The 14,275-nt window shown below is 63.9% G+C and carries 14 protein-coding genes and 1 tRNA gene; 9 read left to right on the forward strand and 6 right to left on the reverse strand.

Features of this window, described 5'->3' with window-relative positions; all coding sequences use genetic code 11:
• The first annotated feature begins 1 nt into the window (after position 1).
• From IB267_RS31095 to IB267_RS31115, 5 genes are all read left to right on the forward strand, one after another.
• Complete coding sequence (locus tag IB267_RS31095) at positions 2-2,470, forward strand: type I secretion system permease/ATPase (RefSeq protein WP_192451245.1); 2,469 nt, start codon at positions 2-4, stop codon at positions 2,468-2,470.
• A gap of 6 nt (positions 2,471-2,476) precedes the next feature.
• A complete protein-coding gene (locus tag IB267_RS31100) occupies positions 2,477-3,817 on the forward strand; it encodes an HlyD family type I secretion periplasmic adaptor subunit (protein WP_192451246.1) in 1,341 nt (446 codons plus the stop codon).
• A gap of 524 nt (positions 3,818-4,341) precedes the next feature.
• A complete protein-coding gene (locus IB267_RS31105; protein ID WP_192451247.1) occupies positions 4,342-4,752 on the forward strand; it encodes a hypothetical protein in 411 nt (136 codons plus the stop codon).
• 106 nt (positions 4,753-4,858) lie between these two features.
• Positions 4,859-5,830, forward strand: a complete 972-nt coding sequence (locus IB267_RS31110; protein ID WP_043623464.1) for an aldo/keto reductase — start codon at positions 4,859-4,861, stop codon at positions 5,828-5,830.
• Between the two features lie 98 nt (positions 5,831-5,928).
• Positions 5,929-6,309 (forward strand): VOC family protein, encoded by a 381-nt coding sequence (locus tag IB267_RS31115; RefSeq protein WP_192451248.1) that lies wholly within the window; start codon positions 5,929-5,931, stop codon positions 6,307-6,309.
• A gap of 45 nt (positions 6,310-6,354) precedes the next feature.
• Here the strand turns inward: IB267_RS31115 and IB267_RS31120 are convergent, their stop codons facing one another.
• Positions 6,355-6,780 (reverse strand): OsmC family protein, encoded by a 426-nt coding sequence (locus IB267_RS31120; protein ID WP_060604512.1) that lies wholly within the window; start codon positions 6,778-6,780, stop codon positions 6,355-6,357.
• Between the two features lie 173 nt (positions 6,781-6,953).
• Between IB267_RS31120 and IB267_RS31125 the strand changes: the two genes are divergently transcribed.
• The gene (locus tag IB267_RS31125) at positions 6,954-7,436 is read left to right on the forward strand and encodes an isoprenylcysteine carboxylmethyltransferase family protein (protein WP_192451249.1); all 483 of its coding nucleotides are present in this window, start codon (positions 6,954-6,956) and stop codon (positions 7,434-7,436) included.
• Between the two features lie 32 nt (positions 7,437-7,468).
• Here the strand turns inward: IB267_RS31125 and IB267_RS31130 are convergent, their stop codons facing one another.
• Positions 7,469-8,227, reverse strand: a complete 759-nt coding sequence (locus IB267_RS31130; protein WP_192451250.1) for a sulfite exporter TauE/SafE family protein — start codon at positions 8,225-8,227, stop codon at positions 7,469-7,471.
• A 127-nt stretch (positions 8,228-8,354) separates the two neighbouring features.
• Between IB267_RS31130 and IB267_RS31135 the strand changes: the two genes are divergently transcribed.
• The 3 genes from IB267_RS31135 (at position 8,355) to IB267_RS31145 (ending at position 12,186) form a co-directional block, all read left to right on the forward strand.
• Positions 8,355-9,698, forward strand: coding sequence for a PLP-dependent aminotransferase family protein (locus IB267_RS31135; RefSeq protein ID WP_192451251.1), 1,344 nt, complete (start codon positions 8,355-8,357; stop codon positions 9,696-9,698).
• A 605-nt stretch (positions 9,699-10,303) separates the two neighbouring features.
• A complete protein-coding gene (locus IB267_RS31140) occupies positions 10,304-11,680 on the forward strand; it encodes a GntP family permease (RefSeq protein ID WP_192451252.1) in 1,377 nt (458 codons plus the stop codon).
• Positions 11,677-12,186 carry a gluconokinase gene (locus IB267_RS31145; RefSeq protein WP_192451253.1) on the forward strand — a complete coding sequence of 170 codons (510 nt, stop codon included), beginning with the start codon at positions 11,677-11,679 and terminating at the stop codon, positions 12,184-12,186. Before IB267_RS31140 ends, IB267_RS31145 begins: the two co-directional genes overlap by 4 nt.
• Positions 12,187-12,363: 177 nt before the next feature.
• Here IB267_RS31145 and IB267_RS31150 read toward each other — a convergent pair.
• The 4 genes from IB267_RS31150 to IB267_RS31165 all read right to left on the reverse strand — a co-directional run bounded on the left by IB267_RS31150 (position 12,364) and on the right by IB267_RS31165 (position 14,248).
• Positions 12,364-12,459, reverse strand: a tRNA-Sec gene (locus tag IB267_RS31150).
• Between the two features lie 67 nt (positions 12,460-12,526).
• Positions 12,527-12,952, reverse strand: a complete 426-nt coding sequence (locus IB267_RS33575) for a site-specific integrase (RefSeq protein ID WP_246810900.1) — start codon at positions 12,950-12,952, stop codon at positions 12,527-12,529.
• Between the two features lie 163 nt (positions 12,953-13,115).
• Positions 13,116-13,436 (reverse strand): hypothetical protein, encoded by a 321-nt coding sequence (locus IB267_RS31160; RefSeq protein ID WP_246810901.1) that lies wholly within the window; start codon positions 13,434-13,436, stop codon positions 13,116-13,118.
• A gap of 56 nt (positions 13,437-13,492) precedes the next feature.
• Entirely contained in the window at positions 13,493-14,248 is a 756-nt protein-coding gene (locus tag IB267_RS31165) for an SDR family NAD(P)-dependent oxidoreductase (RefSeq protein WP_192451254.1), read from the reverse strand.
• Positions 14,249-14,275 lie beyond the last annotated feature (27 nt).

Here is a 14,275-nt window from a genome sequence, read left to right on the forward strand (position 1 = left end):
CATGACCGACCGCACCAATCCGTCTCGGCCGGCGCCCGCCGAAACCGGCGGCGATGCCGCTTCGCGCGTGGAGGAAAAGGAAACACGGTCGGAAACGTCTCGCGCCGATGCCGCGCGGCGGCAGTTTCTTCGCAAGCTCAATCATCAAGAACACGTTCTCAATCGTGCCGTTAGGGAGATCGACGGAGTGGCGGACCAGATAAGAAGAGTGGCGTCAACCGACGCCGGCGACAACGGCAATTGGAGCATTTCACCCGCGGGCTCGGGTGTCGCTGCAAGGCCGATACAGGCGGCGGTCACCGCATCCGGCGTCGCGCCGGTGCGTGCTGCAGCGGCCGCGCCGATGGGGATCGCCGAGGCGGTGACGCCGCAGGCGCCACAGACGGCAACGCCACCGGCAGGCGCCGCGGAGACAGGCAACGTCATGCAGCGGCCCTGGCCGCCGAAGACCGAGCCGGTGGCGCGCGTCGAGATCCGGTCCGCTCCGCGCGACGAAGGGCCGGGCGAGCGCCGACCGATGCAGGAGGAACTGAGGCCGGAACCGCGCATCGAAAAGCCGGCGGAGAAGCCGGTCGTCTGGCCGACGGCGGAGATGAAGGAGCGATATTCTCCCTCGGGCATGGTGGTGATCGAAGCCGATCGCGGACCGATCAAGGTCGAGGCCCGTTCGCCCGATAAGGGTGGCGGATCGTCCGACGGCAAGGGCGGCGGCGGTGGCGGAGGAGGGGGCGCCTTTCACAAACGCCTCGGACCGGTCGATTTCTCCGCCAGCCTCAGGGCCGGCATCAAGGCCATCCGGCAGAACCTGATGATCGTCATGGTGTTCACGATCGCCACAAACGTGCTCGTGCTCGCGATACCGGTCTATCTGTTCCAGATATCCGACCGGGTGCTGACCAGCCGCTCGATCGACACCTTGATGATGCTGACGGCGCTGATCGTCGGCGCCGTGGTGCTGCAGACGGTGTTTGACGGCATTCGCCGCATGATCCTCATGCGAACGGCGGTAGAGGTCGCCGCCCAGCTCGGCGCGCCGATCCTGAGTGCGGCGGCAAGAGCAGCACTCCACAGCAACGGGCGCGAATACCAGACGCTCGGCGACCTGCAGCAATTGCGCTCGTTCCTGGTGTCGGGAACGCTGCTTTCCTTCCTCGATGCACCGATCGCGCCGTTCTTCCTGGTGGCGGTCTTCCTCATCCATCCGCATCTTGGCGCCATCGTCGTCACCTCGGCCGTCCTGCTTTTGATCGTCACGCTGCTCAACCAACGCGCGACGGCCGCCGGCTTCGGCGAGGCCACCAACTACCAGACCAAGGCAAACCTGCATCTCGATTCCATGTCGCGCAATTCGCAGATCATCAACGCGCTGGCGATGATCCCTGAGGCCGTGCACATTTGGGGCAAGGACATGGCCGGCTCGCTCAAGGCCCAGGTTCTGGCGCAGGATCGTAACATCGCCTTTGCCTCGCTTTCCAAGGCGGTGCGGTTGCTGACGCAGGTAACGATGCTCGGCTGGGGCGCCAATCTCGCGCTTCACGGCCACCTGACGGGCGGCATGGTGATTTCGGCCTCGATCATCGCCGGCCGCGCGCTCGGCCCGATCGAGGCGGCGATCGAAGGCTGGCACCAGGTGATCCAGGCGCGCGCCGCCTATGGGCGCATCACCTCGCTGTTGCAGACGTCGCCGCTGAACTTCGAGCGGCTGAAGCTGCCGCGACCCGAAGGGCGCCTCGATGTCGAGCGCCTGCTTTTCGTTCCGCAGGGCACAAAGCGCGTCGTGCTCAACGGCATCACCTTTGCGCTGGAGCCGGGCGACTCGCTCGCGGTCATCGGCAGTTCGGGTGCCGGCAAGACGACGCTCGGCAAGATGCTCGTCGGCTCCATCCTGCCGACGTCGGGCAACGTGCGGCTCGATCTTATGGATCTCAGAAACTGGGACCAGCGGCAATTCGGCGAAAGCATCGGCTACCTGCCGCAGGACGTGCAGCTTTTCCCCGGCACGATCAAGGCAAACATCGCGCGCATGCGCGAGGATGCCACGGACGCCGACATTTATGCCGCCGCCAAACTTGCCGACGTGCACGACATGATCGCCACGTTGCCGCACGGGTATGAAACGGTGGTGGCGGCCGACGGCTCGCCGCTTTCGGGCGGCCAGAAGCAGCGCGTGGCACTTGCTCGCGCCTTCTTCGGCAATCCGCGCATGGTCGTGCTCGACGAACCCAATTCCAATCTCGATACTGCCGGCGAGGCGGCGCTGACGCGGGCGCTGAGTCATGCCAAGCGCGAGAAGATCACCGTCGTCACCATCACCCAGCGGCCCGCACTGCTCAACAGCGTCGACAAGGTCCTGTTGCTCGTCAACGGCACCGTGGCGCTCTTCGGCATGCGCCAGGACGTGCTCAAGGCACTCGCGTCGCGCGGGGTGAATACCGAAGGCAACCCGCTCGAACAAAACCAACTTCCGTAGGCGATCATGAGCGATATGGCCAAAGTACAGGATCTGACCTGGTACGCGGAGGTTCCGCGTTCGATCTGGCGGCATACGATGATCGGCATGGTGCTGATCGTCGTCACCTTCGGCGGTTTCGGCCTTTGGGCCTTCACCGCGCCGCTGGCGGCGGCCGTCATCGCCCAGGGAAGCTTCGTCGCGACCGGGCAGAACAAGGTGATCCAGCATTTCGAGGGCGGGATCATCAAGGAAATCTTGGTTAACGAGGGCGACCATGTCACCGCCGACCAGCCGTTGATCCGGCTGGACGAGACGGCGGCGCTCGCCAACGAACGGCAGTTCTTTCTGAGACGGGCAAGGCTCGAGGCGATCGTCGCCCGGCTCAATGCACAGGCCAACGGCCTGAAGGAGGTGGCGCTGCCGACGGTCCTCACCGAGAACCTGAAGGACGATCCGGAGATCGTGCCGATCGTCCAGAGCCAGCAGCTCAACTTTAAAACCTGGAGAAGCAAGCTCGACAGCGACATCGGTCTTTTGAAGCGAAACATCGAGAGCCTCGAGTTCCGGTCCGAAGGCTTCGAGGAACAATTGAAGTCGGTCCGTGAGCAGCGGACATTGCTCGAGGAGGAATATATCGGCAAGAAGACGCTGCTCGCCAAGGACCTGATCCGCAAGACGGAAATCAAGAGCATCCAGCGCGCCATCGCCGATGCCGAGGGGCAGATCGGCCGGCTGATGTCCGAAGTCTCCGAAACCGGCGCCCAGATCCTGAAACAGCAGCAGCAGGTCAACCAGACCGAGGAGAGCTACCGCGAGGCAGCACTCGACGAGTTACAGAAGGCCGAAGCTGAGTTGGACACGGTGCGCGAGCAATTGCGTGGTGCCACCAATGTTCTGCGCCGCGCGACGATCAATGCGCCGGTGACCGGCACCGTTATCAGGATGCATTTCCACACCTCCGGCGGCGTCATAGAGAGCGGCAAGCCGATCATGGAAATCCTGCCGGCCGACGTGCCGCTCATCATCGAGGCGCAAGTGCTGCGCACCGACGTCGACAATATCCGGGTGGGCGAAAAGGCGACGGTGCGCCTGACCGCGCTCAACCAGCGCACGACGCCGGTTCTCAACGGGCAGGTTTTTTACGTCTCGGCGGACGCATTGCCGGTACAGACGCAGGAGGGCACGCGCGAGGTCTATCTGGCGCGCGTCAACCTGCCGGCAAGCGAGCTTGCGAGGGTTCACAATTTCGTCGTGACCCCCGGCATGCCGGCGGAAATCCTGATCCAGACGGCGGAGCGGACCTTCTTCGACTATCTCACCAAGCCGATCCGCGACAGCATGGCACGCGCCTTCATGGAAAACTGATCGTTTCGCCCGGCGGCAGCACCTGCTGCGTCGGAGTGGGGGCGGCGTGAAACCCGTTTCCGCCCGCCTGCGCGTCGCCTGACATGCTCGCGTATCATCTACGTCGCCGGCCGTTCGATCGCATTTTCTATGGGCCTGGACCGGTGCGCCGGTGTTGCGCTGCGCGCATAGCGCATAGCTGGCCTGCACAAAATCCGCCTACGATTTGGGCAGAAACACTGTATATTCACCTCATCGAAGCAATGCATCTCCTCCCGCAGAGCTTCGACGGGTGAACGATCTCCTCCTCCCATGGATCGTTCACGAGATCAGCGCCACTCCTCCTCCCAGGCTGCTGATCGATTTTTGAGAGCCTGCCGCTCCTCCCGCGGCGGGCTCTTTTATTTTTCGGCTGATGCTGCCGGCAACTGCGTCCCTCAAGCCACGTATCGGCGACGCCCCGCCCCCCCCCCCACGATCAACAATGCACTCCCGCCCACGGAACCAAAGTGCCCAGTTGGCGGTTACGCCTGTGGAGGTGCGTGATGTCTATCCGGCACGTGAAATCCGATCTGCAGTCGAAACCCCAGCGCTGGGCGTTTCACCATGGCGCGGGGCGCCTGCGGGCAGGCGACGCGATCCGCAACCAGGCCACGACGGAGGGCCGGCCGGCCCCGGTGGTCGATGCCGGCGATGGTGGCCTCGTCGCGCCGGATCTTTCGGGATCGCTTGCCTCTCATCGCAACCGGCAGCCGCCGACGCACGACTATAGCCGCCGGACGGTGGGTCGCGAGGCTCTGGCCTCCATTCGCGACCTGCGCGACGAAGACTGCAGCGGCGGGCCGATCTGGGCCGCCTTGCTCGGCGACAATACGAGCGAGGGCATGCGGCAGTTCATCGGGCTCGTGCTCGCCTTCATCTTCCTGTCGGCTGTTTTCTTCTGGTTCCTTGCCTAGAAGACATAGGGCAGCTGGCCCGGGCATTTTCCACGTTGACCGTGGATCGCCGAGGCCTAGATAACCGGCGACATCCCGTCCTCCCTCCAATGCCAGCGAGAGCACCATGCACTACAGAACCCTCGGCCGCACGGGCCTGCGCATTTCCGAAATCGGTTACGGTGCCTGGGGCATCGGCAAGAGTCAGTGGCAGGGCGCAAGCGATGACGAGTCTGCGCGCGCCCTCAACCGCGCGGTCGATCTCGGCCTCAACTTCATCGACACCGCACTCGGCTACGGTCAGGGTCACAGCGAGAAGCTGATCGGCGCTTTGCTGCGCGAGCGGTCGGAGACGATCCACGTCGCCACCAAGATCCCGCCGAAGAACATGCAATGGCCAGCGCATGCCGGCACGCCTGCCGAGCAGACCTTCCCGGCCGATCACGTGATCGCCTGCACCGAGACGAGCCTGCGCAATCTCGGCGTCGAGACAATCGACGTGCAGCAGTTTCATGTCTGGTCGGACGAGTGGGTCGGCCGCGGCGACTGGCTGGAAGCGGTCGAGCGGTTGAAGCGCGACGGCAAGATCCGCTTCTTCGGCGTTTCGATCAACGACTACGAGCCGGACAATGCACTCCGGCTGATCGAGACCGGCGTCGTCGATAGCGTGCAGGTGATCTACAACATCTTCGAACAGGCGCCGGAAGAAAAGCTGCTGCCGGCGTGCCTGAAGCACAATGTCGGCGTCATCGTCCGCGTGGCGCTGGACGAAGGCGGTCTCACCGGCCAGATCCGCGCCGATACCGTCTTTCCCGAGGGCGACTTCCGCGAGACCTACTTCCGCGGCGAGCGCAAGCGCGAGGTCGAGGAGCGGACGCAGAAGATCGTCGAAGACCTGGAAATCAAGCCCGACGCGCTGGCCGAAACGGCGCTGCGCTTCGTTCTCAGCCACCCGGCGGTATCGACGGTCATTCCCGGCATGCGCTCGGTGCGCAACGTCGAGCGCAACTGCGCCATCGGCGACGGTGCCGGCCTGCCGGATACGCAGCGGGCGAAACTGACCGCCCACCGCTGGCGGCGCAACTTCTATCGGGATTGAAGATCGGCGACGTCTCTTTTGAAGACGGGGCGTTGCCGAGGCGTGGGTGCCCGCCGGCTTCTGTTTGCGGGCAGACGTTCGCTTCGGAGGAAAGGCCAATGTCTGAAACGGTCAATGTCCGCTATATGGTCGATGACGTCGAGGCGGCGATCGCCTGGTACACGACCCACCTCGGTTTTTCGCTTCTGTCGAGCTATCCACCGGCTTTCGCGGATGTGCAGCGCGGCGCGCTGCGGCTGCTGCTCAGCGGACCGACGAGTTCGGCCGGCAGGCCGATGCCGGACGGCGAGAAGCCGGGGCCGGGCGGCTGGAACCGCATCCATCTCCTCGTCGATGATCTCAACGGCGAGGTCGAGCGGCTGCGCCGCGCCGGCGTCATGTTCCGCAACGACATCGTCACCGGTCCCGGAGGGGCGCAGATCCTTTTGATCGACCCCTCCGGAAATGTCGTCGAACTGTTTCAACCGGCGCGACGATAGGGACCGCGCGCCCGCTGGTCGTTGATGCGAGCTCCGGGTGGGGGCTCAGCCGGCGCTGGTATCGACCACTTCGAAATCGTGGGTAATCGTTGCGGTCTTGGCGAGCATGGCCGAAGCCGAGCAGTATTTCTCGATCGACAGCGAAACGGCGCGCTCGACCTTGTTGACTGCGAGCCCGCGGCCTTTGACGATGAAGTGCATGTGGATGCGGGTAAAGACGCGCGGCTCCGTCTCGGCGCGGTCGGCGTCGAGTTCGACGACGCAGTCTTCGACCGGCTCGCGGCCCTTCTCCAGGATGTGCACCACGTCATAGGCCGAGCAGCCGCCGGTGCCGATCAGCACCAGTTCCATCGGGCTCGGTCCCGGGGTGCGACCTTCCTCTCCGAAGGCGGTTCCCAAAACGACTTTGTGGCCGCTACCGGACTCTCCGACGAAGGTCCGGTCTTCCACCCATTTGACGCGTGCTTTCATGTGTCTCGTCCTGTTGTAGCCATGGCGTGATCATGGTCCCAAACAGAGCCGATGATCCTCCGTTCACATAGCGTCTTGGAGGGTTTTCGCAAATGGCCCGCGTCCGCTAAAATGGCCACCCGCGCCATTGGTGCGGGAGCGGACCACGCGCAAACCAGGCAACAGGTGTTTTGATGAACGAGACGACGGGAAATGCGCCTGACCGTTCCGGCGCGGTGATCCATCCGCCGATCGCCTGGGTGATGTCGGTGGGCGGTGGCCTGGTGCTCGACCGGCTCCACCCGTTGCCGTTCGTGCCCGCGATCGTGCCGGACGCCCTCGCCGGAGGCATCATTTTTCTCGCCGGTCTTGCGCTTTTGATCTGGGCGGCGGTGAGTTTCAGGCGCGCGGGAACCGAAATCCAGATCCACCGCCCGACATCGACGATCGTCGAAGCCGGTCCCTACCGCTTCACCCGCAACCCGATCTATAGCGGCATGTTCCTCGGCCTGATCGGCTTTTCCATTCTCTTCGACAGTCTGTGGCTGCTGATCCTGCTGGTCCCCTTTTACCTCGTCATCCGCTATGGCGTCGTGGCGCGCGAGGAGGCCTATCTCGAGCGCAAGTTCGGCGACGTCTATCGGGCCTACAAGGCGCGTGTCAGGCGTTGGCTCTAATTGCCCAAGTCGGCGCACGCCCGTAACGACGATCAGGCGATGTAGCCGGAAACACCATCCCACAGCAGTTTCAACGCGGTTACCACCAGCAGCCCGTAGCAGGCGCGATAGACCTGGCGCTGGTCCAACACCCCATGGAGCCGCCAGCCCGACCACACGCCGACCGGAATGGTGAGGAGGCAAAGCGCCATCAGGGTCCAGGTTCCGCCCGAAGGCTGGGACAATAGCAACCAGGGCACAAGCTTGGTGGCGTTGCCGACGGTGAAGAACAGGCTCGTGGTTCCCGCATAGATTTCCTTGCTGAGACCGAGCGGCAGCAGGTACATCGCGAGCGGCGGGCCGCCCGAATGGGCAACCATGGTGGTGATGCCCGAGGTGAAGCCGGCGGCAACGGCCTTTGGTCTCGAACGGGGATGCGGGATCACGTCGGCGCCCCGGATAAACCAGAGCCCGACAAAGGCGAGCGTGATGCCCGCCATCAGAATTGCGATCGCCCGATGGTCGAGCGCACGGAACACGAAGTAGCCAATGCCGATCCCGATCACCAGGCCGGGCACGAGCAGCACGAGGTCCGGCTTCGACCAGGTCGAAGGCTTCCAGTAGCGCAGCGCATAGAGGTCCATCGCGATGAACAGTGGTGCGAGCAGGCCGCCGGCCGTAACCGGATCCATCACGGTCGACAGTAGCGGAATGCCGATGATTGCGAAGCCGCCGCCGAATGCGCCGCGCATGAAGCTGATCAGAAACACGCCGGCAAAAGCGACGAGGACGGTCGCAAGGGTCAGTTCCATGGCGTGGCTCCGCGTTGACGCGCCCGCGACGCCAAAGCGCCTGCGTTCTCAATGAAAGTGGGTTGATGAAAGGAGAATGATCGCAGATACTTCTCGGTGCAATCTAAACATTGTACTCGGAGCAATAATGTCTAACTCCGAATATATCAGGCTGGCCGACGCGATCGCTGCTGAGATCGCAAACGGCACGCTGAAGCCCGGCGACCGCCTGCCGCCGCAGCGCCGGTTTGCCCATGAGCACAAGATTGCCGCCTCGACGGCGAGCCGTGTCTTTTCGGAACTGCTGCGGCGTGGTCTTGTCGTTGGCGAAGTCGGTCGCGGCACCTTCGTTTCGGGCGAGACCAGGCGTGGCGCGGAAGCGCTTGGCGAACCGCGTGGTATCCGGACCGATCTGGAATTCAACTATCCGATCCTGCCCGAACAGACCGCGTTGATCGCCAGGAGCCTCGCGGGCCTCGAAAAGCCCGCCGCCCTGGATGTCGCCTTGAGGCAAGTCACCAGCACCGGAACGGCCGTTGCCCGCAGCGTGGCCGCTGATTTTCTGTCGCGGGACGGATGGTGCGCAACGCCCGAGCAGCTCGTTTTTGCCGGCAACGGTCGACAGGCCATCGGCGCGGCACTTGCCGCGCTCGTTCCGACCGGTGGCCGATGCGGCGTCGAGGCGCTGACCTATCCCTACATCAAGGGCATCGCCGTCCGGTTGGGCATCACGCTGGTGCCGCTTGCGATGGACGGCGACGGCGTGCGGCCTGATGCGGTGCTAAGGGCGCATCAGGAGGCCCGGCTGTCCGCGATCTACATTCAGCCGGCGGTCCAGAACCCGCTTGGCACGACGATGTCTGCGGCGCGGCGGAGCGATCTGATCCGGGTCCTCGAGGCGCTCGACCTCCCGATCATCGAGGATCGCGTCTACGGCTTTCTCGAGGACGATCTGCCGCTTGCGACACTCGCGCCCGAAACCTGCATCGTCATCGACAGCCTGTCCAAGCGGGTCGCGCCGGGCCTGTCGCTCGGCTTCATCGTCCCGCCCCTGCGCTTGCGGGAAAGCATGATGGCCTCGGTGCGTTCCGGCGGCTGGTCGGCCTCCGGTCTTACCTTCGCCGCGGCCCAGCGGATCATGGCGGATGGCACCGTTGCCGAACTGGTCAGGCGGAAGCGCCTCGACGCGCGCGCCCGGCAGAAGCTTGCGGCCGACCGTCTCTCCGGCTTCGATATCCAGTCGAACGAGAACGGCTTCCACCTCTGGCTGACGCTGCCGCCCCACTGGCGTTCGCAGAGTTTCGTCGTTGCCGCGGCGAGGCGCGATATCGCCTTGACGCCCTCCACCACCTTCGCGGTGATGCCCGGCCATGCGCCCAATGCGGTCAGGCTGGCGCTGGCGACCCCGACGATGGACCAGCTCGACAGCGGCTTGCGCACGCTCGCGGGGATGCTGAATGCGCGGGAGGAGGATCTCTATTCCACGGAATGAGTGGTGTGCGGCGATGAAACCGGTCCGGAATGGTCGCGGCATTTGCGATTTCGGGTGGATGAGCCAGCAGACCAACGACTGATCCCAAGGCAGCTGCCGCTCGGCTTGGGAGGGGTTGCCGGGATGGACTTGAGCGAGCGCCCATCCCGCTGGAACACGAAAGCCGGTCTTTCGTGTGGGAAGGGCGGACCTTATCTCGGCGCGACAATCCCGTGATAATAGTCGCCGTCGCCAGCCTCATAGTCAGCAGTGTAGCCGCCACCGCCGGTCTGGGAGCATCCGGCGAGGGCTAGAACCATTGCCAACAGGATTGTAGCGCGCATTTATTCTACCTTTCAGTTGAACTGATCACGACAGGTCTGCCATGTTGGCATACCTAACACGCCCGATGGGGTCTGATCGAGTGCGTGTGGCGATCCGTGCCTATGGCAATGCGACGCGCCTCAAACGTGGTGTGATCGCCTGTCGAAGGCGATCGCGACCGCCCGGCTACGGGCCCTTATTGATGCGGTCGTATCTCCTGTGTCCACCTCTTTCAGGTAGGTTGCTGAGAAGGGCCATAGACTATATGGCCCTTGACCTCACTTCCGGAACAAGGAGGACACATGACTTCGATCGAACCCGTCTATGGAACCGCGACGCTGCTGCTGATTGCGGCGGCAGCCGTCGGCCTGCTTCTTTTTCTTATCCTCCGGTTGCGTCTGCACGCCTTTGTCGCCCTGGTGCTGGTCAGCCTCTTGACCGCGCTGGTGACCGGCATCTCGTTCAAGGATGTGGTCCCGACGCTGTTGCAGGGGTTCGGCTCGACGCTCGCCTCGGTGGCGCTTCTCGTCGGCTTCGGCGCGATGATCGGGCGGATGCTGGAGGTCTCCGGAGGGGCACAGGTGCTCGCGGACCGGCTGATCGGCCAGTTCGGGCCTGAGCGCGCGCCTTTGGCGCTCGGCATCGCCTCGCTCCTCTTCGGCTTTCCGATCTTCTTCGACGCCGGCCTCGTGGTCATGCTACCGATCATTTTCAGCGTCGCGAGCCGCTTCGGCGGTTCGGTCCTGCTTTATGCGCTGCCTTCGGCGGGCGCTTTCGCGGTGATGCACGCATTTCTCCCGCCCCATCCGGGCCCGGTCGCGGCCAGCGAATTGCTGGGGGCGGATATCGGCCTGCTGGTGCTCGTCGGTCTCGTCGTCGCATTGCCCACGTGGTATCTCGGCAGTTACCTCTTCGGGCTCTGGGCGGGCAAGCGCTTCGAACTGCCGGTGCCAACCCTTCTAGGATCGCCGAGCGAGGCGGCGCGCGACAAGGTGCCTCCGTCTTTCGGCACCGTCATGCTGGTGCTGCTGCTGCCGCTCGTGCTGATCTTCCTCAATACCGGCCTTTCGACACTGGCCGCCGCGAAGATGATCGACGGTGGCGCATTGTGGGTCAGCATCCTGCGCATGGCCGGGCAGACGCCCGTCGCCCTGCTGATCACGGTGCTCGTCGGCATGCGGGTCCTCAGCGGCGAGCGCACGCTCAAGGACATGGAGAAGCTGATGGACGGGGCGCTGGGCCCGATCTGCGGCATCATTCTCGTCACCGGAGCCGGCGGCATGTTCGGTGGCGTGCTGCGTGCAAGCGGCATCGGTCAGGCGCTTGCCGGCAGCCTCGAGGCGATCGGCATGCCCTTGATCGTCGCCGCCTTCCTCATCTCCACGGCCCTGCGCGTGGCGCAGGGTTCGGCCACCGTGGCATTGACGACGACGGCCGGCCTGCTCGCGCCCACCGTCGCGGCGACGACGGGCCTCAGCCCCTTCGACCTGTGCTTCCTCGTGATCGCCATTGCCTGCGGCGCGACAGTGTTGAGCCACGTGAACGATTCCGGCTTCTGGCTCGTCGGCCGCTTCCTGCAGATGGATGAACGGACGACGCTCAAGACCTGGACGGTGATGGAAACCCTGCTCGGGGTGATCGGCTTCGGCTTCGCGCTCGTCGGATGGTGGCTGCTATGAGCGAAGATCTGCAGCATATCGTGGTGATGGGCGTGTCCGGCAGCGGGAAAACCACTGTCGGCGAGGCTCTGGCCGAAAGGCTCGGCTGGCGCTTCGTCGAGGGCGACAGCTTTCACCCGCCGGAGAACGTTGCCAAGATGTCCGCCGGCATTCCGCTTGATGACAATGATCGCGAACCTTGGTTGCGGGCGCTGGCGGCAGAAATTGCCAAGGACGAGGCGGCCGGCCGTCCCTCGGTTGTGGGGTGCTCGGCCCTGAAGCGGTCCTATCGCGATATCCTGCGCACGGGCGCGCCGCGCGTCCGCTTCGTGCATGTGCACGGCGACCGCGCCGTGCTGGCCGATCGGCTCTCCCATCGGGCGGGACATTTCTTCCCTGCTTCCCTGCTCGACACCCAGCTAGCAACCCTCGAGCTGCTCGGTCCGGACGAAGATGGCGTCGTCGTCGACGTGGCGCTCCCAACAGCTGAGCAGGTCGATCTCGCCATGCAGGGGTTGGGCAACTAGCCCAGCCCCGCTTGCGCTTTTCGCGTCGGCAGGCGGTCGCGCCACGCGATTGTAGCCGGCATCGGCGAGCGGCTTTTGCAGCTGCGCGGCCGGAACGAGGCGCGCAATCGAGTATCGAAGCCGAAGCGATCCCTGAACGTCCGCACATGCGGGAGCCGAGCTCGAACCCGCGCGTGCTGGCGGAGGGGAGTGGGGGTCGAACCCACCCGGGACAGGCTCGCTGCCCCAACCGGATTTGAAGTCCGGCCATGCCACCGGGCATGATTCCCTTCCAGTCATTGATTTTATTATTATTTCGCCGCTAGAAACTCCGGCATGCTCACGCATTGCTACCGCTTTGCTACCCTTTGCCATCACCTTTTTCAACCGCGGCACGACTTATCATGTCGTCAATCTGCGCGGCTGCATTGGCCTGCATCCCGGGCATCACATGTGAGTAAAGGTCGAGGGTAATGCCAATCGTCGAGTGTCCAAGACGTTCACTAGCGATTTTTGGATGAACGCCGGCGGCCAGCAACTGCGTTTCGTGAGTATGACGCAAATCGTGGAAGCGAATGCGCGGCAGATCCAGCCCCTCTAGGTGCCGCATCCATCCGTCTGTCAGCAGTGCCAGCAACATGTCGGCCTGACGCGCCCTGTGCGTCTTTAGCGCCTTTACAACAGATGAGGGGAGATCAACTACTCTACTCCTCCCTGACTTAGGTTCTTTGTAGTTGACGCCCTCGGCCGTCTGTTCGACACTTTCGACGATGGTATATGCTTCCATCGGAGCGCCGCGATCTCGCCGCGTCTTAGCCCACACATCACCGCCAGTAAAACCGGGATGTGCAATCGCTTGCCTTCAACCGCTTGAAGCCGCGCTGCCGTCTGCGTCGCGTTGTAGGCGAGCATAGGCTTGCGCTCCAGTTTTGGCGCCTTACTAGTCTAGACTAGCGCGAAGCGATTAGAACCGTGCCGGATTTGCCGGGCTTTTCGACAAGGGCCACAGCTTGGCCGACATCCGCGAGGTCGAACGTCTGCTCGACCGGAAAGAGCTCCGGTTTGCTGGCCGCGAGTTCGAGAGCCAGCTTGAGATCGACCTTACGAATTTTCATGGGAAGGCCCACCCACCGCCCGACCGTCACGCCAGACAGCCGAATGTCGCGTGTAGAAAAGTAAAGTGCTGGGACCGAGATCGGCTGCCCGGAAAGATCGCCGTAAGACACAAGGCTTCCGCCTTGAGCGAGCAGTCCGCCGCCGGACTGCGGCACGCATAGCTGTCTCTCCTTGAGAGGTGGAGCGGCGGTTAGCCGCTCCTGGTTTCGGGTTAGACCTGGGCCTGGCCGCCGTCGGCAAAGAGTTCGGCGCCGTTGACGAAGCTTGCATCGTCGGAAGCTAGGAATAGGGTCGCCTTGGCGATCTCCTCGGATTCGCCGACGCGGCCGAGCGGGATGCGCGCGGCGAGATAGTCGAGCAGGCCCTGCTGCTGTTCCTTGTCCTCGCCGGCAAGCTCGACCAGGCCGGGGGTGCGTGTGGCGCCGGGCGAGACCACGTTGACGCGGATGCCGGTGCCCTTCAGGTCAAGCGCCCAGGAGCGTGCCAGGTTGCGGACCGCGGCCTTCGAAGCGGAGTAGACGGAGAAGGCAGCTGTACCTTCAGTGCCGGCGGTCGAACCGGTCAGCACCACCGACGAGCCCTTGCTCAAAAGCGGAAGCGCTTTTTGTACAGTGAAGATGACGGCCTTCACATTGCGACCGAAGGTGTCGTCGATCTGCTCCTCGGTGATCTGGCCGAGCGGCAGCATGCTGCCGCCACCTGCGTTCACAACGAGGATGTCAAGGCGGCCCTGTTCCGCCTTTACCTGGGCGAATAGCTTGTCGAGATCAGCGTTGCTCGAGGAGTCGGCCTGTACGCCCACCGCGCCATCACCGATCTCGGTCACTGCCTCGTCGAGCGCATCCTTGCGGCGACCGGTTATGTAGACGCGCGCGCCCTCGGCGGCGAATAGCTTGGCGGTCGAAAGGCCGATACCACTGGTTGCTCCGGTGACGACGGCGATCTTGTTTTCAAGTCTCTTGGTCATTTTACTCTCCTGATGCTGGGCGCGCGA

Source organism: Ensifer sp. ENS09 (genome assembly GCF_014852425.1).
Lineage (GTDB): Bacteria > Pseudomonadota > Alphaproteobacteria > Rhizobiales > Rhizobiaceae > Ensifer.

Bases quoted from the DNA above. Each gene is read 5' to 3' on its own strand.
- IB267_RS31095 (WP_192451245.1), top strand. From the start codon at position 2: ATGACCGACCGCACCAATCCGTCTCGGCCGGCGCCCGCCGAAACCGGC.
- IB267_RS31115 (WP_192451248.1), top strand. From the start codon at position 5,929: ATGTCTGAAACGGTCAATGTCCGCTATATGGTCGATGACGTCGAGGCG.
- IB267_RS31135 (WP_192451251.1), top strand. From the start codon at position 8,355: ATGTCTAACTCCGAATATATCAGGCTGGCCGACGCGATCGCTGCTGAG.
- IB267_RS31140 (WP_192451252.1), top strand. From the start codon at position 10,304: ATGACTTCGATCGAACCCGTCTATGGAACCGCGACGCTGCTGCTGATT.
- IB267_RS31145 (WP_192451253.1), top strand. From the start codon at position 11,677: ATGAGCGAAGATCTGCAGCATATCGTGGTGATGGGCGTGTCCGGCAGC.
- IB267_RS31110 (WP_043623464.1), top strand. From the start codon at position 4,859: ATGCACTACAGAACCCTCGGCCGCACGGGCCTGCGCATTTCCGAAATC.
- IB267_RS31120 (WP_060604512.1), bottom strand. From the start codon at position 6,780: ATGAAAGCACGCGTCAAATGGGTGGAAGACCGGACCTTCGTCGGAGAG.
- IB267_RS31125 (WP_192451249.1), top strand. From the start codon at position 6,954: ATGAACGAGACGACGGGAAATGCGCCTGACCGTTCCGGCGCGGTGATC.
- IB267_RS33575 (WP_246810900.1), bottom strand. From the start codon at position 12,952: ATGGAAGCATATACCATCGTCGAAAGTGTCGAACAGACGGCCGAGGGC.
- IB267_RS31105 (WP_192451247.1), top strand. From the start codon at position 4,342: ATGTCTATCCGGCACGTGAAATCCGATCTGCAGTCGAAACCCCAGCGC.
- IB267_RS31100 (WP_192451246.1), top strand. From the start codon at position 2,477: ATGAGCGATATGGCCAAAGTACAGGATCTGACCTGGTACGCGGAGGTT.
- IB267_RS31130 (WP_192451250.1), bottom strand. From the start codon at position 8,227: ATGGAACTGACCCTTGCGACCGTCCTCGTCGCTTTTGCCGGCGTGTTT.
- IB267_RS31165 (WP_192451254.1), bottom strand. From the start codon at position 14,248: ATGACCAAGAGACTTGAAAACAAGATCGCCGTCGTCACCGGAGCAACC.